Below are 26,874 nucleotides of genomic sequence, written 5' to 3'. Positions count from 1 at the left end.
GCCCTACTTCTGAATACATATCTTTTACCAAGTCATAGATGAATGAGAAATCAATCGCTGCCTCAATTTTGCGAACCAAATGATCCGCTGGTACAAGTTCGTCTAGTGCAATCATTTCAATTTGATCCCGTTGAATTGGATTATGTTTAGAAAGCATATTAATCACCTCAAGCATTGTATTACTTCTATTTTAAATCAAAAAAGACTCCCGACAAGTACGATTTTCATCGAGTTTGTCGACAGTCTGAACAACCTTTAAAAAGGTTGTTATTTTTGTTTTAGGTTTTATTAGATGAAAATTCACTGCTCTTCTTGCATAATAAAACTATCATGAAAGCAATTTGCCATTAATGGCCAGGCTATATATAAATAGATAGCCAGGCCGTTTTTCATAGAGAAGAATTATTTTTGAGATTGGTGGGGTCCTATAATGCTGACTGGAAAGAAGATATTATTATGTGTAACTGGAGGAATTGCTGTTTATAAAGCTGCAGCCTTAACAAGCAAACTGACACAGGCAGGAGCGTTGGTGAAAGTGATCCTAAGTGAATCGGCTGTTAACTTTGTTGCACCATTAACTTTTCAGGCCCTTTCAAGACATGATGTTTACACAGACACTTTTGAAGAAAAAGATTCTAAGGTTATTGCTCACATCGACCTGGCTGATTGGGCAGATTTAATTCTTGTTGCTCCCGCTACAGCAAATGTGATCGGGAAGCTTGCAAATGGAATTGCAGACAATATGATAACTACAACCCTTTTGGCTGCATCATCACCGATTTGGATTGCACCTGCAATGAATGTGCATATGTACAGCCATCCCGCTGTTCAAAAAAACATTGAAACCTTATATGGTTTTGGCTGTAGATTCATAGAGCCTTCAGAAGGGTATCTTGCATGCGGTTATGTTGGAAAAGGCAGGCTTGAAGAGCCTGAGAAAATTACAGAAACGATCAGTGAATTTTTCAAGCCTTCCAGATTGGAGCTTACTGATCGAAAAGTGGTCATTACTGCGGGTCCAACCAGGGAGAAAATTGATCCTGTACGTTATATAACGAACCATTCTACAGGGAAAATGGGCTATGCAATTGCGGAAGCTGCCGTCTCTGCAGGGGCTGAAGTTATATTGATATCCGGCCCGGTTTCGATTAATGCGCCTGCAGGATTAAAACTGATAAAGGTGGAATCTGCTGAAGAAATGTATAAAGCTGCATTAAATGAATTTGTTAATGCCGATGTTGTCATCAAGACAGCTGCAGTCTCCGATTATCGCCCAAAGGTGGCTTCTGCGCAAAAAATGAAGAAACAGCCCGGCGATGAAGTATTAGAGCTTGAAAGAACAAAGGATATATTGTTCGAGCTGGGACAAAAAAAGGAGAAGCAAATCCTAATAGGATTTGCGGCTGAAACTGAACAGGTCGAAGAGTATGCAAAGGGCAAGCTAATGAAGAAAAACGCCGATATGATTGTTGCCAATAATGTAACTGCTGAAGGTGCCGGCTTTGGAACTGACACTAATATTGTCACACTTTTTAAAAAGGATGGGTCGTCGGAAAAACTTCCGCTAATGTCTAAAAAAGATGTGGCTGTAAAAATTCTTGAAGAAGCAACGAAGCTTCTAAAGGATGAGCATGAATGAACATAGCCAGTGTAATTGTCGATGTTCCTGCCAAACAGACTGACCGGGCGTTTGACTATAAAATACCCTCTCATCTGAAAGGTGTCATTTTCCCCGGCATGAGGGTGGTTGTTCCATTTGGGCCGAGGAAAATACAGGGGTTTGTTACAGGATTAAAAGAAGAATCGGATTTTCAACAGGTAAAATCCATTTTAGAGCCGATGGATCTAAATCCAGTTCTTAATCAGGAGCTTTTGAATCTTGGTGATTGGCTTACAGAAAAAACATTATGCTACAAAATTTCAGCTTTTCAGGCAATGCTGCCTGCAGCATTGAAGGCAAAATATGAAAAAAAGCTTGTTATTGCGGTAAATGCAGATCGTAAGCTGCTCCCTGAAAAAGTATGCACACTCTTTCATAATGCTGAGGAAATTACCTGGGATGATGCTGTAAAGGACGGTGCTTTGCCGCTTCTTCAGAAGGAAGCATCCAAAGGAAATATCGATATTATTTACCAGGTAAAAGAACGGGTGAAAAAGAAAAAAGTCAAGCAGGTGTTTGCGGCCGCCCCCCCTGAAAAGATTGTTGATTACCTTCAAAACCTTCCAGGCAATGCAACTAAGCAAAAGGAAGTACTGGAGTATTTTCTAAAGGAGGAAGGACCGGTCGATCAGAAAGAGTTATTTTCCTTGCTTGGAATCACTTCTTCCACATTAAAAGGGCTTTTGCAAAAAAGGCTGCTTGGCCAGAAGGACGTGGAAATTTACCGCAATCCTTTTGGAGACCGTGAATTCGAAAGAACGGAACCGCTCGCTTTGACTGTTGGACAAAGAAATGCCATTATCCCCATCCTTGATTCTATTGAAGATAACAGGCATGAAACCTTTTTGCTCTATGGAGTCACAGGAAGCGGGAAAACGGAGGTTTATCTGCAATCCATCCAGCGGGTGCTTGAGGATGACAAAGAAGCCATTGTGCTTGTTCCTGAGATTTCTTTAACTCCGCAGATGGTCAAACGCTTTAAAGGAAGGTTTGGCGATCAGGTTGCGGTTATGCACAGCGGCCTGTCAGCAGGAGAAAAATATGATGAATGGAGAAAGATTCAGCGGAAGGAAGTCAAGGTTGTTGTCGGAGCCCGTTCGGCGATCTTTGCCCCATTTGAAAACCTCGGAATTATTATAATTGATGAAGAGCATGAAACCAGCTATAAGCAGGAAGAGAACCCAAGATATCATGCAAGGGACGTTGCCATCAAAAGAGCGGAAAATCATAAATGTCCTGTAGTGCTTGGTAGTGCAACTCCCTCATTGGAATCTTTCGCACGGGCACAAAAAGGTGTTTACCATCTTCTCACTCTCGAAAACAGAATGAACAATCAGGCTCTCCCTGCCGTTGATATCATTGATATGCGGGAAGAACTGCGAGATGGAAACCGGTCCATGTTCTCAAGGAAGCTCCTTGAAAAAATAAAAGACCGTCTTGGGAAAAAAGAGCAAATTGTATTATTTTTAAATAAAAGAGGGCACTCCTCATTTGTTATGTGCAGGGACTGCGGATATGTTATTAATTGTCCGCATTGTGATATTTCCTTGACGTATCATCGTTATAACCAGCAGATGAAATGCCATTATTGCGGATATGAGGCATCGGTTCCAAATGCATGCCCGGAATGTGAAAGTGAGCATATCCGCTATTTTGGGACCGGTACGCAGAAAGTGGAAGAGGAATTGGCAAAGATTCTGCCGGAAGCAAAGGTAATACGGATGGATGTCGACACCACCAGCAGGAAGGGTGCACATGAAAAGCTCCTCGATCAATTCCAGGAAGGACATGCAGATATTCTTCTTGGGACCCAGATGATTGCTAAAGGCCTTGATTTCCCAAATATTACTTTAGTGGGCGTACTCTCGGCAGACACTATGCTGCACTTGCCTGATTTCCGCTCGTCAGAGAAAACGTTTCAGCTGCTGACACAGGTAAGCGGGCGAGCTGGGAGGCATGAATTAGAGGGTGAGGTAATCATTCAGACCTACACACCTGAACATTATAGTATTGAGCTGGCGGGGGAGCAGGATTACGATAAATTTTACGACAGAGAAATGATGGTCCGAAAAATTCATAGATATCCTCCTTTCTTTTATATCTCCCTTGTCACAGTCAGTCACGAAGAATTAATGAAGTCTGTTTCTGTTACAGAAAAGATCACGCAGTACATTCAGTCAAAATTATCAGCAGAGAGTATCGTTCTGGGTCCGGTTGCCTCCCCGATACCTCGTATCAATAATAGATATCGGTATCAATGTCTGATAAAATACAAGCGGGAACCGGAACTTGGCCAGACGCTAAAAAAAATTTTGGATAATTACCAGCAGGAAATTGCTTCAGGGGGCTTAACTGTCTCAATTGACCTGAATCCATATATTTTAATGTAGTTTCTAAAAGAGTCAGCTTTAGAAGGATTGCAAAAGGCGCTTCTGCTTTTCTGGTTATGAATAAACCCAGATTGGTTGAAAATAGATAAAAACGGAGGAAATGTTTTGGCGGTAAAAAAAATTGTTACTTATCCAGCTGAAATTCTGGAGGCAGAATGCGAACCAGTTAAAGTCTTTGATAAGAAGCTTGGCAAATTGTTAAATGATATGTATGATACGATGCTGGAATTCGATGGTGTCGGGCTTGCTGCTCCGCAAATTGGGCAAAAGCTGCAAATTGCCATTGTTGATATAGATGATGAGTTTGGAACAATTGAAATGATCAATCCGGAAATTTTTGATACGGATGGGGAGCAGACAGGCCCTGAGGGATGCTTGAGTTTTCCTGGGTTATATGGAGAAGTTACAAGACCTGAATATGTCAAAATAAAGGCGCAGGACCGCAAAGGAAAATTTTTCACCCTGGAGGCTGAGGGTTTCCTCGCAAGAGCGATCCTCCATGAAATTGATCATTTGCAAGGGGTGCTATTTACCTCAAAAGTAATAAGATACTTGAATGAAGAAGAGTTGGAAGGATTGGAAGCTGAATGACAAAGATCGTTTTTATGGGCACACCCGATTTTTCAGTGCCCGTACTAAAGCAAATAATGGACGACGGATATGAAGTGATCGGAGTGGTTACCCAGCCTGACAGGCCGGTTGGAAGGAAAAAAGTTCTTACTCCCCCTCCTGTAAAAGTCGAAGCTGAAAAACAAGGCATCCCTGTGTTTCAGCCTGAAAAAATCCGCCAGCCTGATGAATTGGAGAAAGTTCTTGCTCTTAAGCCAGACCTTGTTGTCACGGCAGCGTTTGGGCAAATTTTGCCTAAGGAGCTTCTGGATGCGCCTAAGTATGGCTGTATAAATGTTCATGCATCATTGCTTCCGGAATTGCGCGGCGGTGCACCCATTCACTACTCCATTTTGCAGGGGAAAGAAAAAACAGGGATCACCATTATGTATATGGCTGAAAAGCTGGATGCAGGCGATATATTAACACAAGTTGAGGTGCCGATTACTGAAACAGATACAGTGGGCACTCTTCACGATAAACTTAGCGAGGCAGGATCCAAGCTGCTGTCTGAAACACTGCCGAAACTGCTGAATGGCGAACTGAATCCCATTAAGCAAAATGAAGAAGAAGCCACGTTTGCCTATAACATTAAAAGAGAACAGGAAAAAATCGACTGGAGCAAAACCGGAGAGGAAATCTATAACCACATTAGAGGGTTAAATCCATGGCCGGTTGCTTATACAACTTTTGACGGCAAAGTGGTTAAAATATGGTATTCAGAGAAAGTCAACTATGTTAAAAGCCAAGAACCGGGAACCATCATCAGGCTTGAGGAAGACGGAATAATTGTGGCCTCAGGGAACGATACAGCGGTTAAAATAACTGAACTGCAGCCTTCAGGAAAGAAAAAGATGCCTGCAGAACAATTCTTAAGAGGTGCAGGTTCCAATCTGACTGCCGGCAGCCGTCTGGGAGACATCGAATGAAAAAACTACAGACGAAAAATGTTAGAGAAACGGCAATGGAGCTTCTTGAGGCTATAGAAAAAAATCAGTCCTACAGCAATCTTTTACTGAATAACGCCATAAAAAAGAATGAAATTGACCAGAAGGACATAGGGCTGCTTACTGAACTGACATATGGTACCCTTCAGCGCCGGATGACACTCGATTTTTACCTGAAGCCCTTTTTGGCAGGCAATAAAAAAATCGAAAGCTGGGTAAATCAGCTCTTAAGGCTGACGCTGTATCAGATGGTTTATCTTGATAAAATCCCTGACCGGGCAGCAATTTACGAGGCAGTAGAAATAGCCAAACGAAGAGGGCATAAAGGGATTTCCGGCATGGTCAACGGTGTGCTTAGAAACATTCAGAGGAAGGGGCTGCCGGATCCCGAACAAATTGAGGACAGGGTGAAGCGCCTCTCCATTGAGACCAGCCATCCCGAATGGCTTGTAAAAAGATGGACCGATCAGCTGGGATATGAAGAAACAAAGAGAATGTGTGAAATAAACTTAACTGCCCCACTGCAGACGGCAAGGGTAAATGAGGTAAAGGCATCAAGGAAGGAGTGCCTGTCACTTCTTCAGGAAGAGGGATATGAAGTGGAACCAAGTCCGTTTATTCCAGTTGCCATTAAATGTATGAGGGGCAATCTGGCCAATTCCCGTGTGTTTAAAGAAGGGCTTATTACTATTCAGGATGAAAGCTCCATGCTTGCTGCTTATGCTCTTGGAGGAAATCCCGATGAGAAGATCCTGGATGCCTGTGCAGCTCCGGGAGGAAAAACGACACATATAGCAGAAAAAATGCAAAATACCGGCCAGGTCATTTCACTGGACCTTCATGAGCATAAAGTTAGGCTGATAAATGATAACGCCGATAGACTGGGGTTAAAAAATATTAAGGCAGATGCCCTTGACAGCAGAAAAGTCCAGGAGCATTATGAAAAAGAATCTTTTGACCGTATTTTAGTGGATGCCCCATGTTCGGGCCTTGGGGTTATGAGAAGAAAGCCTGATATGAAATACACCAAAAAAGAGGAAGATTTACATCACCTCCATAAGATTCAAAGGAATTTATTGGATGCAGTTTCACCTTTACTGAAAAAAGGTGGTATTCTTGTTTATAGTACATGTACAGTGGACAAAGAAGAAAATCAGCATGTTGTTCACGCGTTTTTAAAGGACAATGCGGAATTTGAGGGAGATCTATCTGTTCAGGAGCGGATGCCTGATGCAATTGCTCCATTAATAGATGGCTTTGAACTGCAGGTTTTACCGCAGGATATTGGTTCGGACGGGTTTTATATTTCCTGTCTGAGAAAGAAGGTGCAATAAATGGAACAAAAAGCAGCAGAGAAAATTACAGCAGAACAAAAACCATCCATTTATACTTTACAGCTTCATGAGCTGAAGGAATGGCTAAAAGAAAATAATGAGAAAGCCTTCAGGGCTGAGCAAATATTTGATTGGCTTTACACAAAGAGGGTCACATCATTTGAGGATATGACTAATCTGTCAAAAGGGCTGCGGGATATGCTATCAGCAAATTATTCACTGACAACCCTTAAAACGATCATCCAGCAGGAGTCTGCTGATGGAACAATTAAATTTTTATTTGAACTTCATGATGGCTATTCAATTGAAACTGTACTGATGAGACATGACTATGGGAATTCAGTATGTGTAACCACTCAGGTGGGCTGCCGGATCGGCTGTACATTCTGTGCCTCCACATTAGGCGGATTAAAACGTAATCTTGAAGCAGGAGAAATCGTTGCCCAGGTCGTAAAAGTACAACAGGCACTTGATGAAACAAATGAAAGGGTCAGCTCAGTTGTCATTATGGGTATTGGTGAACCTTTTGATAATTATGACAGCATGCTCTCATTCCTTAAAATTATCAACCATGATAAAGGGCTGAATATCGGCGCACGCCATATAACTGTTTCGACAAGCGGAATCATCCCGAAAATTTATAAATTTGCAGCTGAAAATATGCAGATTAATTTCGCACTTTCCCTACATGCTCCAAACACCGAAATCAGGAGCCGCCTGATGCCTATAAATAAAGCATATAAGCTGCCGGACCTTATGGATTCAATCAGGTATTATATAAATAAGACAGGCAGACGTGTAAGCTTCGAATATGGCTTATTCGGAGGGGTAAATGATCAGGTGGAACATGCTGAAGAGCTGGCAAAGTTAATAAAGAATGTTAAGTGTCATGTTAACCTAATACCAGTAAACTATGTACCGGAACGGGATTATGTTAGAACACCTAAGGATCAGATTTTTGCTTTTGAAAAGACACTGAAGAATCATGGCATTAATGTAACCATTCGCAGGGAGCACGGTCACGATATAGATGCAGCATGCGGACAACTTCGTGCAAAGGAGCGAAAAGAGGAGACGAGGTGACAGAATGAAAGCTGTTTTCATGACAGATAGAGGCAAAGTCAGGCAGCATAATGAAGATAATGGCGGCATCTATATAAACAGCAGCGGTCAGCGCCTTGCCATCGTAGCAGATGGCATGGGCGGCCACCGTGCTGGAGATGTGGCTAGCGAAATGACTTTAACAAGTTTAAAAGGATTCTGGGATCAGGCAGATGCCTTTCAGACTGCCGATGAGGCTGAAGGGTGGCTGCAGAAGCATATTGCAGAGGTTAACACCATTCTTTATGAACATTCCAAAGTGAATGAACAATGTGAAGGTATGGGCACTACTGTTGTTGCTGCCATATGCACCGATCGTTTTGCGACTATTGCGAATATAGGCGACAGCAGATGTTATATTTTAAATGAATCAGGTTTTCAGCAGCTGACAGAAGACCATTCCTTAGTGAATGAACTTGTAAGGTCAGGGCAGATTTCAAAAGAAGATGCCGAGCATCATCCAAGAAAAAATGTGCTGCTGAGAGCATTGGGAACGGAAGCAGCTGTTGAGATAGATATTAAAACAATTACATTCGAAGAAGGCGACTTATTACTATTATGCTCTGATGGATTATCCAACAAGGTATCTTTGGCAGAAATGAGCGCAATCCTCAATAGTGGAGGTACACTGGAGGACAAAGCTTCAGTGCTGATTGATAAGGCCAATGATAATGGCGGCGAAGATAATATTACGCTCGTGATTGCTGAGTATTATGAAAGCAATGAGAGCGGGATGATAAAGGATGATTAAGGGAAGAAGATTAAGCGGCCGTTATAGAATTATTGATATGATCGGCGGAGGAGGCATGGCGAATGTCTACCTGGCCCATGATATGATTCTTGATCGTGATGTAGCCGTGAAAGTGCTTCGGATGGACTTTGCCGAAGATGAAGAATTTATCCGCCGTTTTCATCGTGAAGCCCAGTCTGCAACAAGCTTAGCCCACCCGAATATCGTCAATATCTATGATGTTGGCGAGGAAGACTCAATCTATTATATTGTGATGGAATATGTAAATGGACAAACGTTAAAGCAATACATACAGCAAAACAGCCCTGTTCGCATAGATGATGCCCTGGAAATTTTAAAGCAGTTGACCTCAGCCATATCTAATGCACATCAAAACCATATCATACACCGGGATATTAAACCGCATAATATTTTGATAGACAGGCATGGTAATGTAAAGATAACTGATTTTGGAATTGCCATGGCACTAAGTGCTACCAGCATAACCCAGACAAATTCAGTGCTGGGCTCTGTTCATTATCTTTCTCCTGAACAGGCCAGAGGGGGAATGGCCAACAGAAAGTCTGATATCTATTCCCTTGGCATAGTTATGTTTGAGCTTTTGACAGGCAGGCTTCCTTTCTCGGGTGAATCTGCGGTATCAATAGCACTCAAACATCTGCAATCGGAGACGCCATCCCTGAAGAGGTGGAATCCATCCATACCTCAAAGTGTTGAAAATATCGTTTTAAAAGCAACTGCTAAAGATCCTTTTCACAGGTATGATACCGTTGAAGAAATGGAAGAAGATATCAGAACAGCTCTTGATCCCGAAAGACTGCATGAAAAAAAGTTCATAGTGCCGATTGACGATGATGCTACAAAAGCTATACCTGTAATTACAGATGACCGCTCATATCAAAATATGGACGAAACCCTTGTGCATGCAAAGGATCCCAAGGGAGATACCCAGCCTGTGGCAAAGCCTCTCCCTGAAAAGAAGAAAGAAAAAAAGAAGAAAAAGAAATGGGCACTAATCCTGGTATCAGTCTTTATATTTATGATTGTGACAGGGATCCTGGCCTTAACCGTTTTTCCCGATCTGATGGGGCCAAAGGATGTCCAGATTCCCGATGTATCCGGCAAAGAGGTGGAAGATGCAGTAGCAGAGCTGATTGCTGCGGGGTTTACGGTTAGGGATACAAAACCGATCAATGATCCTGATGTGGAAGAAGGCCTGGTTGTTAAAACAGTTCCAAAAGCAGGGCGGACTGTCAAAGAGGGAACTTCAATTGATATATATGAAAGCTCAGGCAAGGAAAAATTTGAATTAGCAGATTATAAGGGCAGGCAATATGATGATGTTGTCCGCCTGCTTGATAGCAAAAATTTTAAAAGCATTGAAAAAAACGAAGAAACTAATGATAGTGAGCCTGCTGGGACCATTCTGGATCAAAACATATCAGAAGGCGACCTTGTGGTTCCAGAGGATACCGAATTGATCTTTACTGTGAGCAAAGGACCGGCACCAATAGCATTAAAAGATTTACGCGGCTATAACGAAAAGGGTCTTCAGGAGTACGAAGAATCCTCCGGATTAAAGGTAGAATATGGGGAAGAAGAGTACCATGAGGAAGTCCCTGAAGGGCTGGTTATCAAACAGGACCCGGCACCAGGCACCAATCTGGCAAGGGGACAGAAGGTGACGGTGGTTCTGTCAAAAGGAAAAAAAGAACTCCTTCCTAAGACTGAAAATATTGAGATCAGCGTTCCATATGAACCTGCTGCAGAAGGTGAGCCGAATGAAGTTCAGATTATCATTAAGGATTTGAATAATACAGGTTCTGAACCAATGCATACAGAGCTGATCTATGAAGATGTCGTAATACCAATTGATCTGACAATCGCTCCAGGACAGAGTGCCTCTTATAAGGTTCTGCGGGATGGCCAGGTTTTTGAGGAAAAGGAAATACCTTATCCGGATAAAGAATCATAAGCAAGGAGTGTTGCTATGCCTGAGGGCAAAATTATTAAAGCCCTAGCAGGGTTTTATTATGTATTAAGCGGAAATGAAACCATTCAGTGCCGCGGACGCGGAGTATTCAGGAAAAATAAGGTTACACCGCTTGTCGGTGATGAAGTAGTGTTTCAGGCAGAAAGTAATACAGAAGGATACATCTTAGAAGTAAAGGAACGGAAAAATGAGCTGATTCGTCCGCCCATTGCCAATGTTGATCAGGCCATTCTTGTCTTTTCAGCTGTTGAACCGGGCTTTAGCACCTCTCTTTTAGATCGTTTCCTGGTGCTGGTTGAATTCAATCATATTAAACCGCTCATCTGCATTACTAAAATTGACCTGGCAAATGAAAATGAGTATAGAGAAATTCAGCAATATGCATCTGATTACCGCAATGCCGGCTATGATGTTTTGCTGACTTCCTCTGAAACAGAAGAAGGCGTTAAAGATCTGATGCCTTATCTGGAAGGTGAGATCTCTGTCTTTGCCGGACAGTCTGGTGTGGGGAAATCTTCTTTGTTAAACGTTCTAAGACCGGACCTGGAACTGAAAACAGATGATATTTCTTCACATTTGGGCAGGGGAAAGCATACGACCAGGCATGTTGAGCTGATTGGGGTTGGAAAAGGGCTTGTAGCTGATACCCCGGGATTCAGCTCCCTCGAATTCACTGATATAGAACAAGAGGATCTCAATTATTGCTTCCCTGAAATTCAGGAGAAAAGTGAACTTTGCAAATTTAGAGGATGCCTGCACATGGCTGAGCCTAAATGTGCTGTAAAAGCCGCCTGTGAAAACGGTGAAATTCCATCCTACAGGTATGAACACTACAAAACCTTTCTGCAGGAAATCAAAGATAGAAAGCCGAGGTATTAATTCATGGTAAAAATCGCACCTTCTATTTTATCGGCAGACTTTTCTAAATTGGGAGAAGAGATTAAAGATGTTGAACGCGGCGGCGCTGATTATATTCACGTTGATGTAATGGACGGCCATTTTGTGCCGAATATTACAATTGGTCCATTAATTGTGGATGCCATCCGTCCTGTAACAAAGCTGCCCCTTGACGTTCATTTGATGATAGAAGATCCGGATAGTTACATTGAGGCATTTGCTAATGCGGGGGCCGATTACATCACTGTTCATGCAGAAGCATGCAGGCATCTTCACAGAACGGTTCATTTTATTAAATCTTTTGGCGTCAAGGCAGGAGTGGTTCTTAACCCGGCAACACCAGTTAACATGATAGAGCATGTAATCGAGGATATCGATATGGTATTGCTTATGTCTGTTAATCCCGGTTTCGGGGGGCAGAAATTCATTCCATCCGTTCTTCCGAAGATTGCGGCCGTTAAAAAAATGGCTGACGCAAAAGGCCTAAACATTGAAATTGAAGTGGACGGCGGAGTAAATGAAGAAACAGCCCAATTGTGCATTGAAGCTGGAGCCAATGTGCTGGTTGCCGGGTCGGCAATTTACAATCAGAATGACAGAGCAGCGGCGATTGCTGCTTTAAAGGGTTCACAATAAAAGAAGCCAGCTGGAAAACAGCTGGCTTTTTGTCATTTAAGATACATAAATGAATGGAGCAATGTGTAATGATTATCAATATTTTAGCCGGCGGCCCGGATGACTTGCTGCCTGATCTGCATTCGTTCAGTAATACAGCTGATATTTGGGTTGGAGTAGACAGAGGGGTGCTTACTCTAATTCGAAGCGGCATTCAGCCGCAAATGGCATTTGGTGATTTTGATTCGGTGTCGGATGAAGAGCTTTTGCTTATTGAGGAACATGTAAAAGAGTTGAATAGGTTCATGCCGGAGAAGGATGAAACGGACATGGAGCTTGCCCTGAATTGGGCACTCTGCCAAAAACCTGAAAAAGTCCGTTTGTTTGGTGCCACAGGCGGCAGGCTTGACCACCTATTCGCAAATGTTCAGTTGTTAATAAAACCTGCACTGGCGGAGGACTTTGTTCCTGTCGAACTTATTGACAGATCTAATAAGATTTATATTAAGCCTCCAGGTAAATACAGCATTAAACAGCATTCAAATTTAAAATACATTTCGTTTGTTCCGGTCACTATGGAAATTAAAGGCCTCACTCTGAGAAATTTCAAGTATCCGCTGACAGATCGGACCGTTCCTGCAGGTTCTACTCTTTGTATCAGTAATGAACTTATTGACGATTGTGGTACTTTTTCTTTTACTGAAGGCATATTAATGGTTGTAAGAAGCAAGGATTGATTGCCGGGCCGGTGTTTCCCTGCAAGATGCGGGAAAGCTGGATAAGAGTCTTAGCGTGAATTGCTTTCTGATCATTTTTTGTAATCATGAGTACTCATCTTTCATTATTTGAATAAGATGGTAAAGACGGTTTAAGGACAGAATGGATGCGTTAGATCGTGAGGAGGGACACGAGTAATGAGATTTTATACAATCAAACTTCCTAAATTTTTAGGGGGCATTGTGCGTGCCATGTTAGGGACCTTCAAAAAGGGGTAGACACCCATAAATTAAAAAGAAAATAGCATCAAAACTTGGCACCTCACCGGGGTGCTTTATTTTTTGCGCAAATGAGGAAGAATGATAGTGGGTCAAAAAAGAAAATAAAAAGGACATCCAAAAGGGATGTCCCTGAGCATGTTACACGCGCTCAACTTTACCTGATTTAAGTGCTCTTGCAGAAACCCAAACACGTTTAGGTTTACCGTCTACAAGAATACGTACCTTCTGAAGGTTAGCACCCCAAGTGCGCTTGTTAGCGTTCATTGCGTGAGAACGTGCGTTACCTGAAGTTGTTTTTTTACCAGTTACTACACATTTGCGTGGCATGTATGTTTCCCTCCTTACTAAAAGCATAAGCTGAAACTATTTTTCAATGCTTTCATCTGCAATAGTCAGATTCATCCATCTGAATTAATGCGGAATCCCTGTGCGGATTTCGACATTAAAAGATACTTTAATAATTTATCATACAACCCTTCTGATTGCAATAGTTTGCTTTCAAGAAAATTCCCTTGACATAGGGGGAGGGAACATGAGCTATAATAGGGAAGGAGAAGTATGACTTTCAATATCACAGCCCATATAGTAAAATATTATAAGGTATGCTTTAAGCTTTAAAGGTAGAAAAACCGCTGCCCAGCTAAAAAAAGGTGAATTGACTCATACCGGAAGGCTTAGCCTCCAGGGTGCAATTCAGGGAAAGCCAGCACTATCGTTAAGCGGTAGTGTCTGTATAAGCTTTTATGAAAAGCAATTTCCAAAGGGGGAACGAACAATGTCCATCGAATTAAAAACAAATTTCGGGCAAATTGATATCTCTAATGATGTAATTGCAACAATCGCAGGCGGAGCAGCAGTTGACTGTTACGGCATCGTAGGAATGGCCTCAAAAAATCAAATTAAGGATGGCCTTACAGATATACTGCGAAAAGAGAATTTTACCCGTGGCGTAATTGTTCGCCAGGAAGAAGATGAAGTACATATCGACATGTATATCATTGTAAGTTACGGAACGAAAATTTCCGAGGTTGCCCACAATGTGCAATCTAAAGTAAAGTACACCCTTGATAAAACAGTTGGGCTTAGCACTGACTCGGTTAATATTTACGTTCAGGGAGTTCGAGTAACGAACCCGTAGTGAGGAGGAAAGACTTGTGTCAAAAAAAGATTTAAATGGGAAGCTTTTTGCCGAAATGGTCATACAAGGAGCGAACCATTTATCTGCTAATGCAAAATTAGTGGATGCATTAAATGTTTTCCCTGTTCCTGATGGAGACACAGGAACCAACATGAATTTGTCAATGACTTCCGGAGCAAAGGAAGTTAAAGCTAATATCCAGGAACATATTGGAAAGGTAGGCTCTGCTCTTTCTAAAGGTTTGCTTATGGGAGCACGAGGGAACTCGGGGGTAATCCTTTCCCAGCTGTTCAGAGGCTTCTCAAAAGCGATTGAACACAAAGCTACTATCAATGGAAAAGAATTTGCTGATGCCCTGAATTCTGGTGTGGAAACGGCATATAAAGCTGTGATGAAGCCGGTTGAAGGAACGATCCTTACTGTAGCAAAAGATTCCGCTAAGAAAGCGGTTCAGGCTGCTAATCATGAAGATGATATCATCGTGATTATGGAGGAAGTTTTAAAAGAAGCAAGGGCTTCCCTAAACCGAACTCCAGATCTTCTTCCAGTCTTAAAAGAAGTAGGAGTTGTAGACAGCGGCGGCCAGGGTCTTGTTTTTGTATATGAAGGATTCCTTGCTGAGCTAAAGGGAGAAAAGCTCCCTGATACACCTGCGGCCCTTCCAAAGATGAATGACCTGGTTAGCGCAGAACACCATAAAAATATTCACAGCTTTATGAACACTGAGGATATTGAGTTTGGTTATTGCACTGAATTTATGGTCAAATTCGAAGATGAAAAGCTTTCTGCTAATCCTTTCTCAGAAGACACATTCCGCCAGGACTTAAGCCAATATGGCGACTCACTTCTAGTGATTGCTGATGAGCAGCTAGTAAAAGTACATATCCACTCTGAACAGCCGGGAGATTGCCTGACATACGGACAGCGCTATGGCAGTTTAATCAATATGAAGATTGAAAACATGCGCCAGCAGCATACTAACTTAGTCGAAGACGTTCCTACACCTTTGGCAGCTCAGGCTAAGCCTAAAGAAAAGCAGGAGTACGGAATTGTGACAGTATCAATGGGCAGCGGCATTGCGGATCTATTCCGAAGCATCGGTGCACATGTGGTCATTGAAGGTGGACAGACAATGAATCCGAGTACGGAAGATATTGTAAAAGCCATCAAAGAAGTAAATGCAAAAAAAGTCATCATTTTGCCAAACAATAAAAATATTATTATGGCTGCACAGCAGGCTGCAGAAGTGACTGAAGAAGAAGCAGTGGTTGTGCCTTCAAAAACCGTTCCTCAAGGTATGGCTGCACTTCTTGCCTTTAATCCAAGTGCAGAGATTTCTGAAAACGAAGAAGGCATGACAGATGCTCTTCAGCATGTAAAAACTGGCCAAATCACGTTTGCTGTCCGTGATACCAGCATCGACGGCCTTGAAATCGAGAAAGATGATTTCATGGGGATTGCAGACGGCAAAATTGTTGTGAAACACAAGGATAGAGTACAGGCTGCCAAAGATCTTCTGGAAGGAATGATCGACGAAGACTCTGAGATCCTGACCATCTTAAAAGGTGAAGATGCAGCAGAAGAGGAAGTTGACTCTCTTATCAGCTATATTGAAGATAAATATGAGGATATTGAGGTTGAGCTTCATGATGGAAAACAGCCTCTATACTCTTTCATTTTCGCAATTGAATAACCAGTATCAAGTAAACAAAGCGAGGGCCCTGCCTTCGCTTTTGTCCATTTTCGACCTTTAATAATGCTTTAAAGCATGAGTTGTTATTTGCTTTAAGGTTACTTTCTTGCATTATTAAAATACAATATGCTAGTTATAGAGCAAGGCATTTCATTAGCCTGTATATAAAAGTAACGGAGCAGGGAGGGATGGCGGACTGCCTGAAAGAAAAAACAATTGGCAGCCGTTCAATAAATGTGAATCCAAATTTGATCCAGTCTGTTACAGCTGTTAAAGGTATTGGTGAGGAATCAGCTGAATTACTGGCTGAAATGAATATTTACACTGTAAAAGACTTGCTTGAATATTTTCCTTATAGATATGAAGATTACAGGCTCAAGGACCTGGCAGAAATAAAGCATGATGAAAGAGTGACAGTTGAAGGAAAGGTTCACAGTGAACCTTCACTTGCTTATTACGGCAGGAAACGCTCCAGGCTTACTGTTCGGGTGCTTGTAGGACGGTATCTTATCCAAGTGATTCTGTTCAATCAGCCTTATTTAAAGAACAAAATTGTATTAAACGAAACGGTTACAGTGACTGGGAAATGGGACCAGCACCGGCAGGTAATTACAGCCAGTGAACTTAAAATAGGAAATGCCTCTGGCAATAAGGACTTTGAGCCGGTTTATGCTGTAAAAGGAAATGTCTCGGTCAAGGGCATCAGACGATTTATTAAATTGGCTTTTTCGCAGCATGGGAATGAAATATCAGAAACGCTGCCTGAAAAGTATTTATTGCAATATAGACTATTAAATAGGCGGGATGCTGTAAGATCGCTTCATTTTCCTGCCGATGAACAGGAACTCAAGCAGGGAAGGCGGCGTTTTGTTTATGAGGAGTTTTTCTATTTTCAATTAAAAATGCAGGCGCTAAGAAAGATTGAAAGAGAGCAGTCAAAAGGGGTTGCACAGGCTTATGATCTTTCAAAACTAATGGAGTTTATTGACTCACTGCCATTTGATTTAACGGGAGCGCAAAAAAGAGTAGTTAATGAGATTATGTCTGATCTGAAATCCCCATACCGGATGAACAGACTATTACAGGGGGATGTTGGTTCCGGCAAAACGGCAGTGGCGGCGATTGCTCTCTTTGCCAGCAGGACAGCAGGTTTTCAGGGAGCATTAATGGTACCGACCGAAATCCTGGCAGAGCAGCATGCAGAATCTTTAAAGTCGATGCTTGAACCGTTTGGTCTGCGGTGTGAACTCCTGACAAGCTCTGTTAAAGGAAAGCGAAGAAAAGACATTCTCCAGCATTTAAGGGATGGAGAGATTGATATTCTCATCGGCACACATGCACTTATCCAGGAGGAAGTAGAATTTAATAAATTGGGACTTGTTATTACTGATGAACAGCATAGGTTCGGGGTAGGGCAGCGGCGGATACTCAGGGAAAAAGGTGAAAATCCTGATGTTCTTTTCATGACTGCAACGCCAATCCCAAGAACTTTGGCCATTACTGTTTTTGGCGAAATGGATGTATCCATCATAGATGAAATGCCGGCAGGACGAAAAGCAATTGAAACCTATTGGGCAAAACCTGAAATGCTGGACAGGGTCCTTGGTTTTATGGATAAAGAGCTTTCAGCAGGTCAGCAAGTTTATGTGATCTGCCCTCTTATTGAGGAATCAGATAAATTGGATGTTCAAAATGCTATAGATGTACATGCGACATTGATGCATCATTTTCATGGCCGTTATGATGTCGGACTTATGCATGGCAGGCTCCATCCGGAGGAAAAGGAAAGTGTTATGAAAGCTTTCAGTCGTAATGAAATTCAGGTTCTTGTTTCGACAACGGTTGTTGAGGTGGGTGTTAATGTTCCAAATGCGACTATGATGGTGATCTATGATGCCGAGCGGTTTGGACTTGCACAGCTGCATCAGCTGAGGGGCAGGGTAGGAAGAGGAGATAAACAATCTTTTTGCGTGCTTTTGTCTGACCCTAAATCGGAAGTTGGAAAAGAACGCATGAAAATCATGACAGAAACCAATGATGGCTTTGCACTAAGTGAAAAGGACCTTGAGCTTCGGGGTCCTGGAGACTTTTTCGGAAGAAAGCAAAGCGGGCTCCCGGAATTTAAAGTTGCTGATATGGTCCATGATTACCGTGCACTCGAAACCGCCAGAAATGATGCATCAATGCTGGTGGAATCGGATGAATTTTGGCACTCGGATGAGTACTTGCCTTTGCGGGAATATTTAAAGGAAGCAGGAGTGCTGGAAGGGGAAAAACTGGACTAGATATAAGATATTCAGAGTGGATTGCAGAAAAGTTCTTTCTTGCAATCTGCTTTTTTTGATTATATACTACTATTAGTACCTAGTCTTAATATCTCGGACGGTGGGATTTTAATGAAACGAAACAAAAAAGAACGTCAAGCATTATTAACGGACACTATAAAAGAAAATCCTTTTGTCACGGACGAGGAACTTGCGGACAAATTCTCTGTCAGCGTCCAGACAATCAGGCTCGATCGGCTGGAATTATCAATTCCGGAATTGCGTGAGCGAATCAAGCATGTTGCTGAGAAAAGCTTTGAGGATGAAGTGCGGTCTTTACCATTAGAAGAAGTAATCGGTGAAATAATAGATATAGAATTGGATAAAACGGCGATATCCATTTTAGATGTAAAAAATGAACATGTCTTCAAACGTAATGGAATTGCCCGGGGCCATCATCTGTTTGCACAGGCCAACTCACTGGCGGTCGCTGTAATAAATGATGAGCTGGCATTAACGGCAAAAGCCAATATTCAATTTACAAGGCCAGTGAGATTAAATGAACGTGTCATAGCAAAAGCAAAAGTCCTTACAATAGATATTGACAGCGGAAGGACAATGGTTGAAGTCAATAGCTTTGTCAATAACGAACAGGTTTTCAAGGGCGAATTTGACATGTTCAGAAAAAAATAATCACTAAAGGATGAACCATCATGAAAATTGCCATAGATGCAATGGGTGGCGACAATGCCCCAAAGGAAATTGTCCTAGGAGCAATGAAAGCTGCCGAAGAATTTAAAGATGTACATATTACGCTTGTAGGTGATGAGTCAAAAATAAACCGATACCTTACTTCAAATGAGCGTATTGATATATTACATACAGATGAAGTTATCTTGCCGGATGATGAGCCGGTGAGAGCTGTGCGCAGAAAGAAAAAAGCATCCATGGTGCTTGCCGCACAGCTTGTTACAGATGGTAAAGCGGATGCGTGCATTTCTGCAGGAAACACGGGCGCTCTTATGGCAGCAGGCCTTTTTGTGGTCGGAAGGATTGAAGGCATTGAACGCCCGGCATTATCGCCTACCCTCCCGACAATAGACGGAGAAGGGTTCCTTTTGCTGGATGTAGGCGCGAATGTGGACGCGAAGCCGGAACATCTTCTTCAATATGCGATTATGGGATCTATATATACCGAAAAAGTCCGGGGTGTAGCCAATCCCAGAGTAGGGCTCCTAAATATCGGGACAGAAGAGAAAAAAGGGAATGAGCTGGCAAAAAATACATTTGATCTGCTGAAGAGTGCGGACATCAATTTTATCGGCAATGTGGAAGCGCGCGATTTGCTCGAGGGAGCTGCGGATGTTGTAGTGACGGATGGCTTTACCGGCAATATGGTGCTCAAGACAATTGAAGGTACTGCTTTGTCTGTATTTAAAATGCTAAAAACAGCTCTGACCGGCAGCTTTAAAACAAAATTGGCAGCAGCAGTCTTAAAGCCTGATTTATATCAGCTAAAATCTAAAATGGATTATTCGGAATACGGTGGTGCAGGATTATTTGGATTGAATGCACCTGTTATCAAGGCGCATGGGTCTTCTGATGCAACAGCTTTATTCAGTGCAGTGAGGCAGACCAGGAACATGGTCGAAAACAATGTTGCTGATACGATTAAGGAAGCAGTTGAAAAAGAAGCCAAAAAGACAGCTCTTAATTAAACAATTTTAACTTGGGAGGAAGTACGATGGGTAAAATCGCTTTTGTATTCCCTGGGCAGGGGTCCCAGGCTGCAGGTATGGGAAAAGCCTTAGCTGAACAGGATGAAAACGTAAAGGGATTTTTTGATAGAGCCGATCAAAAACTTGGGTTTTCAATATCGGAACTTATTTTTGAAGGGCCTCAGGACAAATTGACGTTAACAACAAACGCACAGCCTGCACTATTGACCACTGGCATTGCTATTCTGGATTATTTTAAAAGATCTGGTATTACACCTGATTTTGTTGCGGGACATAGCCTTGGTGAGTATACTGCACTAGTCGCTGCGGAAGCTATATCCTTTGAGGATGGGGTATACGCTGTCCGTAAGCGGGGTGAATTTATGGAAGAAGCTGTTCCTAATGGCGAGGGTACAATGGCTGCAGTATTAGGTCTTGACAGGGACAGGCTTACTGCAATTACAGAAGAGGTTACAGCAGGAGGAAATCCGGTGCAGCTTGCAAATCTGAACTGTCCTGGACAAATTGTCATTTCAGGTTCAAAAAGAGGAGTGGAACTGGCTTCTCTAAAGGCTAAAGAAGAAGGTGCCAAGCGTGTGCTTCCACTGGAGGTAAGCGGGCCTTTCCATTCCCAATTAATGAAGCCTGCTGCAGAGAAGTTCAGGGGAATCCTCGACGAAATTAAGATTAAAAATGCAAAGGTTCCTGTCATTGCCAATGTAACAGCTTCAGAAATGACATCTGCTTCAGAAATAAATGGCAGATTGATTGAACAGCTGTATTCTCCTGTGCTGTGGGAGGATTCAATCCGCAGGATGATAGAACTTGGAGTGGATACATTTATAGAAATAGGACCAGGAAAAGTACTGTCAGGCTTAGTGAAAAAGGTAGATCGTTCCCTTAAAACGTATGCCGTTTCAGATGCAGAATCATGCCAGACAGTTACAGAATCCTTGAAGGAGGAATTGAGATGAAGCTAGAGGGAAAAGCCGCTTTAGTAACAGGAGCTTCTCGCGGAATCGGAAGGGAAATCGCTTTGGGTCTTGCCAGGCAAGGTGCGGATATTGCGGTTAACTACTCCGGAAGTGAGGCAAGAGCGAACGAAGTAGTTGATGAAATAAAGGCATTAGGCAGAAATGCTTTTGCTGTCCAATGCGATGTGTCAAATAGTGATTCCGTAACAAGCATGGTAAAAGAAGCAGTAGAAAAGTTTGGCAAGCTTGATATTCTGGTTAATAATGCGGGGATTACGAAGGATAACCTGCTTATGAGAATGAAGGAAGACGAGTGGGATGATGTTATTAACATTAACCTGAAAGGTGTTTTCCTTTGTACCAAAGCTGTTACAAGGCAGATGATGAAACAGCGCAGCGGCCGCATTATCAATATTTCATCCATTGTGGGTGTCAGCGGAAACCCTGGACAGGCTAACTATGTCGCTGCAAAATCAGGGGTTATCGGCCTGACAAAAACCTCAGCAAAGGAACTTGCATCAAGAGGGATAACAGTCAATGCCATTGCACCAGGCTTCATCACAACTGATATGACGGATAAGCTGAACGAGGATGTAAGGGATCAGATGCTGAAACAAATCCCATTGGCGCGCTTCGGCGATCCAGCAGATATTGCAAATGTGGCAGTGTTTCTGGCATCAGAGGACAGCCGTTATATGACAGGGCAAACCCTGCATGTTGATGGCGGAATGGTCATGTGATTTGTAACAGGGTTGTAATGCAAAATTTTTTATAAAAGCTTTCATTAAAGGCTAAAAATAATCTATAATACTTGAGGGGAGGTGAACAAGCATGGCAGAAGTATTAGAACGTGTAACAAAGATCATTGTGGACCGTCTTGGCGTTGAAGAGTCTGAAGTGAAATTGGAGGCTTCTTTCAAAGATGATCTAGGTGCTGATTCCCTTGATGTTGTAGAACTAGTAATGGAATTAGAAGATGAGTTCGACATGGAAATTTCTGACGATGATGCTGAGAAAATCGCAACAGTCGGTGACGCTGTAAATTACATAAAAGCTAGCCAATAATCGTTAGTAGAACCACTCTGCAGTGAGGGAATTCCCCTCACTGCAGCAATTTTTTCAGATGTTTACTGTCCGGTGTTACCTGCAACATTGAAAGGGCAGCTTGAAATTAAGCTATCAGCCTTCATCAGGTGACTGTGGACAGTAAATATGATTCTCAAAAGCTCCGTTTGATGACGGGGCTTTCTTCTGTGAAAAACGCTGTAACCCTATGAAACATAAAATTGCTTTATATCGAAGTTTTTTGCGTTTTTCCTCTATATTACGTAAACTTAAGGAAGACCAATTAAGCGTGTTTAACTCAAGAAGAATAATAAATTTTTAGCAAGGTGGATGCAATATGCGCAGCAATAAAGATAAAGAAAGAAAATCATTTCGCGCAATCGAAAAACAATTTAAAGAATTTCAATCGGAAATCGGAATTCACTTTGAAAATGAAAAATTACTAAAACAAGCGTTTACCCATTCATCCTATGTGAATGAGCACCGAAGAAAGCCTTATGAAGACAATGAGAGACTGGAATTTCTGGGGGATGCCGTCCTCGAATTAACTGTTTCAAAATTCCTTTACCTTAAATATCCGATGATGAGCGAAGGCGAATTAACAAAGCTGAGGGCTGCCGTTGTCTGCGAACCATCCCTGGTCTCATTTGCCCATGAGTTGTCATTTGGCAGCCTGGTGCTCCTTGGTAAAGGAGAGGAAATGACAGGAGGAAGAACCCGTCCGGCCCTGCTTGCAGATGTATTTGAAGCCTTTATAGGTGCATTGTACTTGGATAAAGGAATAGATACAGTTGTCGGTTTTTTAGAAAAAGTTGTTTTTCCAAAAATTGATTCAGGTGCTTTTTCGCACGTGATGGATTTTAAAAGCCAGCTGCAGGAGCTTGTGCAGCGGGATGGTGCAGGTGCAATTGAATATAAAATCCTTCAGGAAAAGGGGCCTGCCCACAATCGTGAATTTGTGTCCACTGTTTCTCTAAATGGCAGGGAACTTGGGACAGGCACCGGCCGGTCAAAGAAAGAAGCCGAACAGCATGCGGCCCAAATGGCTCTTGAAGTATTAAAAAATCATATAAAGTGAACATTCTCTAACTCTGACATCAAAGAGCAGAAACATGAGGAGACAGAGGGGGACCAAGGTTGTTTTTAAAAAGGCTTGATGTTATTGGATTTAAGTCGTTTGCTGAGCGGATAACGGTTGATTTTGTTCCAGGCGTCACAGCAGTTGTCGGTCCAAATGGAAGCGGGAAAAGCAACATTACTGATGCCATCCGCTGGGTATTGGGTGAACAATCAGCTAAGTCCCTTCGGGGGGCGAAAATGGAGGATGTCATTTTTGCGGGCAGTGATTCCCGGAGAGCACAGAATTTTGCAGAGGTCACACTAACACTTGATAATGCAGAACAAGGTCTGCCGATCGATTACAGCGAAGTCAGTGTTACAAGAAGAGTCTACCGGTCCGGAGACAGTGAATACCTGATCAATAAGCAAACATGCAGACTTAAAGATATTGTAGATTTATTTATGGATTCAGGCCTTGGCAGGGAAGCTTTTTCAATCATAAGCCAGGGCAGAGTTGAAGAGATTCTAAACAGCAAAGCTGAAGAACGCCGGACTATATTTGAAGAAGCGGCAGGCGTACTTAAATACAAGACAAGAAAGAAAAAGGCGGAAGGCAAGCTTTCTGAAACCCAGGATAACCTAAACAGGGTCAATGATATTCTTCATGAACTGGAAACCCAGGTAGAGCCTTTAAAAATACAGGCCTCAATCGCAAAAGATTATTTGCAGCAGAAAGAAGAGCTGGAGAAAATTGAGGTTGCCCTTACCGTTTATGAGATCGAGGATCTTCATTCAAAATGGGAGCAGCTTTCACATCAGCTCGAGGTTCATTCGGAAGATGAAATGAAGCTTTCGGCCGTTATTCACAACAAAGAGGCTAAATTGGAAGAGTTAAAGGATCATATTGCAGCAATTGATGAATCAGTCAATGATCTGCAGGATGTCCTCCTTCATGCTAGTGAAGAGCTCGAAAAATTGGAAGGCAGAAAAGAAGTACTCAAAGAGCGAAAGAAAAATGCCAGCCAGAATAAAGACCAGCTTCAAAGAAATATGAAAGAACTTACTTTGAAGATGGCTGAGTTAAAAGAGCAGAAAGAAAAGCACTCTGCACTAAGGGAAAAAGTGAAGGGAGATGCTGTAAAGCTTCAAAAAGCATTAAAAGAAAAGCAGGAGCAGCTCAAACTATTCAGTGAAAATGCAGAAGAAAAAATAGAATCACTGAAAAGTGATTATATTGAAGTGCTGAACAGTCAGGCAGCTTCAAGAAATGAATTGCAGAATATTGATCAGCAGCTGAGTCAGCAGGGCCAGCGCAGTTCAAGGCTTGAAATGGATAATGAAAAATATATTGCTGACCGCAAGCAGAATGAAGTGAAAAAACAAAAGATACAATCCAATCTTGAAAACCTGCAAATGGAATTAGAGAATCAAGTCCATTTATTCCGAAATGAAGACCGCAAGCTTGAATCATTAAAGAATAATTATCAAAAGCAGGAAAAAACCTTGTATCAGGCTTATCAATATTTACAGCAGGCGAAATCCCGTCAGGAAATGCTTGAAGAAATGGAAGAGGATTTTTCGGGTTTTTTCCAAGGTGTAAAAGAAGTATTGAAAGCAAGAGGCAGCAAGCTGAAGGGAATTGAAGGAGCCGTAGCGGAGTTAATTCAGGTACCAAAAGAGTACGAAACTGCGATTGAAACAGCTCTTGGCGGTGCCATGCAGCATATCATTGTACAGGATGAACAGGATGGGAGAAGTGCCATTCAATTCCTGAAAAAGAATTCATACGGCAGAGCCACATTCTTGCCTTTAAGTGTAATTAAGGGAAAGAAGCTGAATACCACGCAAATACAGTCGGTTTATGGCCACCCTGCCTTTATTGGTGAAGCTGCTACACTTATACAATTTGAAGAGAGGCACCAGTCTGCTATCGAGAACTTGCTTGGCAATGTGGTTATTGCCCGGGATCTTAAAGGTGCTAATGAACTTGCAAGGCTGCTTCAGTACCGTGTGAGGCTTGTAACCATTGACGGAGATGTGGTTAATCCCGGGGGATCCATGACTGGAGGAGCTGTGAAACAAAAAAGCACTTCCATTCTTTCCCGTAAAGGTGAACTTGAAGAACTGAAGTCCAGAATTTCGGATATGGAATCCAAAACAGCAAATCTCGAAAAACAAGTAAAACTGCAAAAAAGTGAAATTCAAAAACAGAATTTACGCATTGAGCAGCTTAGAAAAACAGGCGAAGAGCTTCGTTTGATGGAACAGAAGGTAAAAGGAGAACTTTTAGAAGCAGAGTTTGAAGAGAAAAGCATTAATGAGCGCCTATCCCTTTATGATATGGACAAAGAACAATTTTCGCAAGATATAGAGAAACTGCTGGCAAGAAAGAGCGAGCTTTCAGTCTTATTGGATCAGCAGAAAAAGCAAATTGCTGATCTTGATCAGGAGATAAAGGCATTAACAGAAAGAAAAAACACCCAGCAGACTTCAAAGGAAACTATAGTATCTGAAATTAATGAGCTGAAAATTAGCTTTGCTTCCAAAAGTGAGCAGCTGAACCATTCGGAGGACAAGCTGGCCGCCATAAATTCTGAGCTTGCGGTTACCCAGGAGAAGCTGAAAACCGTTAAAGAAGATTTAGAATTGCTTTCATCTGAAATGACAAACAGTTCTTCTGGTGAACAGCATCTAGAAGAAGCAGCACAGCAAAAACTGAAGGAAAAGAATGAAACGCTTGAACTAATTGCTTCAAGAAGGAATGAGCGATTAAAGCTCCAAGCAGCTTTAGAGGACCTTGAGCTAGAGACGAAAGAATTAAAACGCCAGCATAAAGGCCTTGTAGAAGTGCTGAAAGATGAGGAAGTTAAACAGAACCGGCTGGATGTTGAGCTTGAGAATAGACTTAATCATTTAAGGGAAGAATACCTGCTGTCTTTTGAAGCGGCTAAAGAAGAATACCCGCTGCAAATTGAAATTGAGGAAGCGCGAAAAAGAGTAAAACTCATAAAGCTGGCTATCGAGGAACTTGGCGCAGTAAATCTCGGAGCAATAGAGGAATATGACAGAGTATCGGAACGCTATGAATTCCTGCTTGAGCAAAAAACAGATCTACAGGAAGCAAAAGATACATTATTCCAGGTAATTGGTGAAATGGATGTTGAAATGAAAAGGCGATTTGAAGAAACCTTTGAAGGGATTCGTTTTCATTTTGAGTCGGTTTTCCAATCTTTATTCGGAGGCGGCAGAGCGGATTTACGTTTGACCCAGCCTGAAGATTTATTGAATACAGGAGTGGAAATTGTCGCACAGCCGCCAGGAAAGAAATTGCAGAACTTAGGATTATTATCTGGTGGAGAGAGGGCACTTACAGCCATTGCTTTACTGTTTTCCATTTTGAAAGTAAGGCCTGTTCCATTCTGTATTCTTGATGAAGTTGAGGCTGCTTTGGATGAAGCAAATGTCCATAGGTTCAGTCAATACCTGAAAAGATTCAGTGAAGAAACCCAGTTCATCGTTATCACCCACAGAAAAGGAACAATGGAAGAAGCAGATGTCCTTTACGGTGTAACCATGCAGGAATCCGGTGTCTCCAAACTGGTATCTGTACGTCTGGAAGAAACCAGGGAATTGATTACACAATAGATATTCAATGCGGAACAGTCTGT

The 26,874-nt window shown here is 42.2% G+C and carries 23 protein-coding genes and 1 pseudogene; 22 read left to right on the top strand and 2 right to left on the bottom strand.

Features of this window, described 5'->3' with window-relative positions; genetic code table 11:
- Positions 1 to 157: pseudogene (locus M3205_RS00850) on the bottom strand (IS5/IS1182 family transposase); the annotation flags it as partial.
- Positions 158 to 430: 273 nt separating this feature from the next.
- Here M3205_RS00850 and coaBC point away from each other — a divergent pair.
- The 12 genes from coaBC (at position 431) to spoVM (ending at position 13,292) form a co-directional block, all read left to right on the top strand.
- Positions 431 to 1,639, top strand: coding sequence for a bifunctional phosphopantothenoylcysteine decarboxylase/phosphopantothenate--cysteine ligase CoaBC (gene coaBC / locus M3205_RS00845; RefSeq protein WP_251168196.1), 1,209 nt, complete (start codon positions 431 to 433; stop codon positions 1,637 to 1,639).
- Positions 1,636 to 4,050 (top strand): primosomal protein N', encoded by a 2,415-nt coding sequence (priA, locus tag M3205_RS00840; RefSeq protein ID WP_251168195.1) that lies wholly within the window; start codon positions 1,636 to 1,638, stop codon positions 4,048 to 4,050. Before coaBC ends, priA begins: the two co-directional genes overlap by 4 nt.
- 105 nt (positions 4,051 to 4,155) lie before the next feature.
- Complete coding sequence (def, locus tag M3205_RS00835) at positions 4,156 to 4,641, top strand: peptide deformylase (protein ID WP_251168194.1); 486 nt, start codon at positions 4,156 to 4,158, stop codon at positions 4,639 to 4,641.
- Positions 4,638 to 5,588, top strand: coding sequence for a methionyl-tRNA formyltransferase (fmt, locus tag M3205_RS00830; RefSeq protein ID WP_251168193.1), 951 nt, complete (start codon positions 4,638 to 4,640; stop codon positions 5,586 to 5,588). Before def ends, fmt begins: the two co-directional genes overlap by 4 nt.
- Entirely contained in the window at positions 5,585 to 6,940 is a 1,356-nt protein-coding gene (gene rsmB, locus M3205_RS00825) for a 16S rRNA (cytosine(967)-C(5))-methyltransferase RsmB (RefSeq protein WP_251168192.1), read from the top strand. The genes fmt and rsmB overlap by 4 nt, the downstream gene beginning before the upstream one ends.
- Positions 6,941 to 8,023, top strand: a complete 1,083-nt coding sequence (gene rlmN, locus M3205_RS00820) for a dual-specificity RNA methyltransferase RlmN (protein WP_251168191.1) — start codon at positions 6,941 to 6,943, stop codon at positions 8,021 to 8,023.
- 4 nt (positions 8,024 to 8,027) lie between these two features.
- The gene (locus M3205_RS00815) at positions 8,028 to 8,792 is read left to right on the top strand and encodes a Stp1/IreP family PP2C-type Ser/Thr phosphatase (protein WP_251168190.1); all 765 of its coding nucleotides are present in this window, start codon (positions 8,028 to 8,030) and stop codon (positions 8,790 to 8,792) included.
- Positions 8,785 to 10,767 (top strand): Stk1 family PASTA domain-containing Ser/Thr kinase, encoded by a 1,983-nt coding sequence (gene pknB, locus M3205_RS00810; RefSeq protein ID WP_251168189.1) that lies wholly within the window; start codon positions 8,785 to 8,787, stop codon positions 10,765 to 10,767. Before M3205_RS00815 ends, pknB begins: the two co-directional genes overlap by 8 nt.
- Before the next feature lie 15 nt (positions 10,768 to 10,782).
- Positions 10,783 to 11,664, top strand: coding sequence for a ribosome small subunit-dependent GTPase A (gene rsgA, locus M3205_RS00805; RefSeq protein ID WP_251168188.1), 882 nt, complete (start codon positions 10,783 to 10,785; stop codon positions 11,662 to 11,664).
- Positions 11,665 to 11,667: 3 nt separating this feature from the next.
- On the top strand, positions 11,668 to 12,318 hold the full coding sequence (gene rpe / locus M3205_RS00800) for a ribulose-phosphate 3-epimerase (protein WP_251168187.1): 651 nt from the start codon (positions 11,668 to 11,670) through the stop codon (positions 12,316 to 12,318).
- 68 nt (positions 12,319 to 12,386) lie between these two features.
- Positions 12,387 to 13,034: a thiamine diphosphokinase gene (locus tag M3205_RS00795; protein WP_251168204.1), complete on the top strand. Its 648-nt coding sequence runs from the start codon at positions 12,387 to 12,389 to the stop codon at positions 13,032 to 13,034.
- Between the two features lie 177 nt (positions 13,035 to 13,211).
- Positions 13,212 to 13,292, top strand: coding sequence for a stage V sporulation protein SpoVM (spoVM, locus tag M3205_RS00790; RefSeq protein ID WP_019381739.1), 81 nt, complete (start codon positions 13,212 to 13,214; stop codon positions 13,290 to 13,292).
- 141 nt (positions 13,293 to 13,433) lie between these two features.
- Here spoVM and rpmB read toward each other — a convergent pair whose 3' ends face one another.
- Positions 13,434 to 13,622 (bottom strand): 50S ribosomal protein L28, encoded by a 189-nt coding sequence (rpmB, locus tag M3205_RS00785; RefSeq protein WP_019381740.1) that lies wholly within the window; start codon positions 13,620 to 13,622, stop codon positions 13,434 to 13,436.
- 448 nt (positions 13,623 to 14,070) lie between these two features.
- Here rpmB and M3205_RS00780 point away from each other — a divergent pair, with 448 nt between their 5' ends.
- From M3205_RS00780 to smc, 10 genes are all read left to right on the top strand, one after another.
- Positions 14,071 to 14,433, top strand: coding sequence for an Asp23/Gls24 family envelope stress response protein (locus M3205_RS00780; protein WP_009330806.1), 363 nt, complete (start codon positions 14,071 to 14,073; stop codon positions 14,431 to 14,433).
- A gap of 16 nt (positions 14,434 to 14,449) precedes the next feature.
- Positions 14,450 to 16,126, top strand: a complete 1,677-nt coding sequence (locus tag M3205_RS00775) for a DAK2 domain-containing protein (RefSeq protein WP_251168186.1) — start codon at positions 14,450 to 14,452, stop codon at positions 16,124 to 16,126.
- Between the two features lie 236 nt (positions 16,127 to 16,362).
- The gene (gene recG, locus M3205_RS00770) at positions 16,363 to 18,411 is read left to right on the top strand and encodes an ATP-dependent DNA helicase RecG (protein ID WP_251168203.1); all 2,049 of its coding nucleotides are present in this window, start codon (positions 16,363 to 16,365) and stop codon (positions 18,409 to 18,411) included.
- A gap of 111 nt (positions 18,412 to 18,522) precedes the next feature.
- Positions 18,523 to 19,083 (top strand): transcription factor FapR, encoded by a 561-nt coding sequence (fapR, locus tag M3205_RS00765; protein WP_251168185.1) that lies wholly within the window; start codon positions 18,523 to 18,525, stop codon positions 19,081 to 19,083.
- 20 nt (positions 19,084 to 19,103) lie between these two features.
- Positions 19,104 to 20,108, top strand: coding sequence for a phosphate acyltransferase PlsX (gene plsX / locus M3205_RS00760; RefSeq protein ID WP_251168184.1), 1,005 nt, complete (start codon positions 19,104 to 19,106; stop codon positions 20,106 to 20,108).
- A 26-nt stretch (positions 20,109 to 20,134) separates the two neighbouring features.
- Positions 20,135 to 21,082 carry an ACP S-malonyltransferase gene (gene fabD / locus M3205_RS00755; RefSeq protein ID WP_251168183.1) on the top strand — a complete coding sequence of 316 codons (948 nt, stop codon included), beginning with the start codon at positions 20,135 to 20,137 and terminating at the stop codon, positions 21,080 to 21,082.
- Positions 21,079 to 21,822 carry a 3-oxoacyl-[acyl-carrier-protein] reductase gene (gene fabG, locus M3205_RS00750; RefSeq protein ID WP_095242320.1) on the top strand — a complete coding sequence of 248 codons (744 nt, stop codon included), beginning with the start codon at positions 21,079 to 21,081 and terminating at the stop codon, positions 21,820 to 21,822. The genes fabD and fabG overlap by 4 nt, the downstream gene beginning before the upstream one ends.
- Positions 21,823 to 21,913: 91 nt before the next feature.
- The gene (locus tag M3205_RS00745; protein ID WP_009330799.1) at positions 21,914 to 22,147 is read left to right on the top strand and encodes an acyl carrier protein; all 234 of its coding nucleotides are present in this window, start codon (positions 21,914 to 21,916) and stop codon (positions 22,145 to 22,147) included.
- Positions 22,148 to 22,484: 337 nt separating this feature from the next.
- Entirely contained in the window at positions 22,485 to 23,225 is a 741-nt protein-coding gene (gene rnc / locus M3205_RS00740; RefSeq protein WP_251168182.1) for a ribonuclease III, read from the top strand.
- A gap of 59 nt (positions 23,226 to 23,284) precedes the next feature.
- Positions 23,285 to 26,851, top strand: coding sequence for a chromosome segregation protein SMC (gene smc, locus M3205_RS00735; protein ID WP_251168181.1), 3,567 nt, complete (start codon positions 23,285 to 23,287; stop codon positions 26,849 to 26,851).
- Positions 26,852 to 26,874: the final 23 nt, after the last annotated feature.

The sequence above is a fragment of the Cytobacillus firmus genome, from assembly GCF_023715565.1.
In the GTDB taxonomy this organism is placed as follows: domain Bacteria; phylum Bacillota; class Bacilli; order Bacillales; family Cytobacillaceae; genus Cytobacillus; species Cytobacillus firmus_C.
Note: the sequence above shows the minus strand (reverse complement) of the source record. Positions and strands in the feature narration are given on the sequence as shown.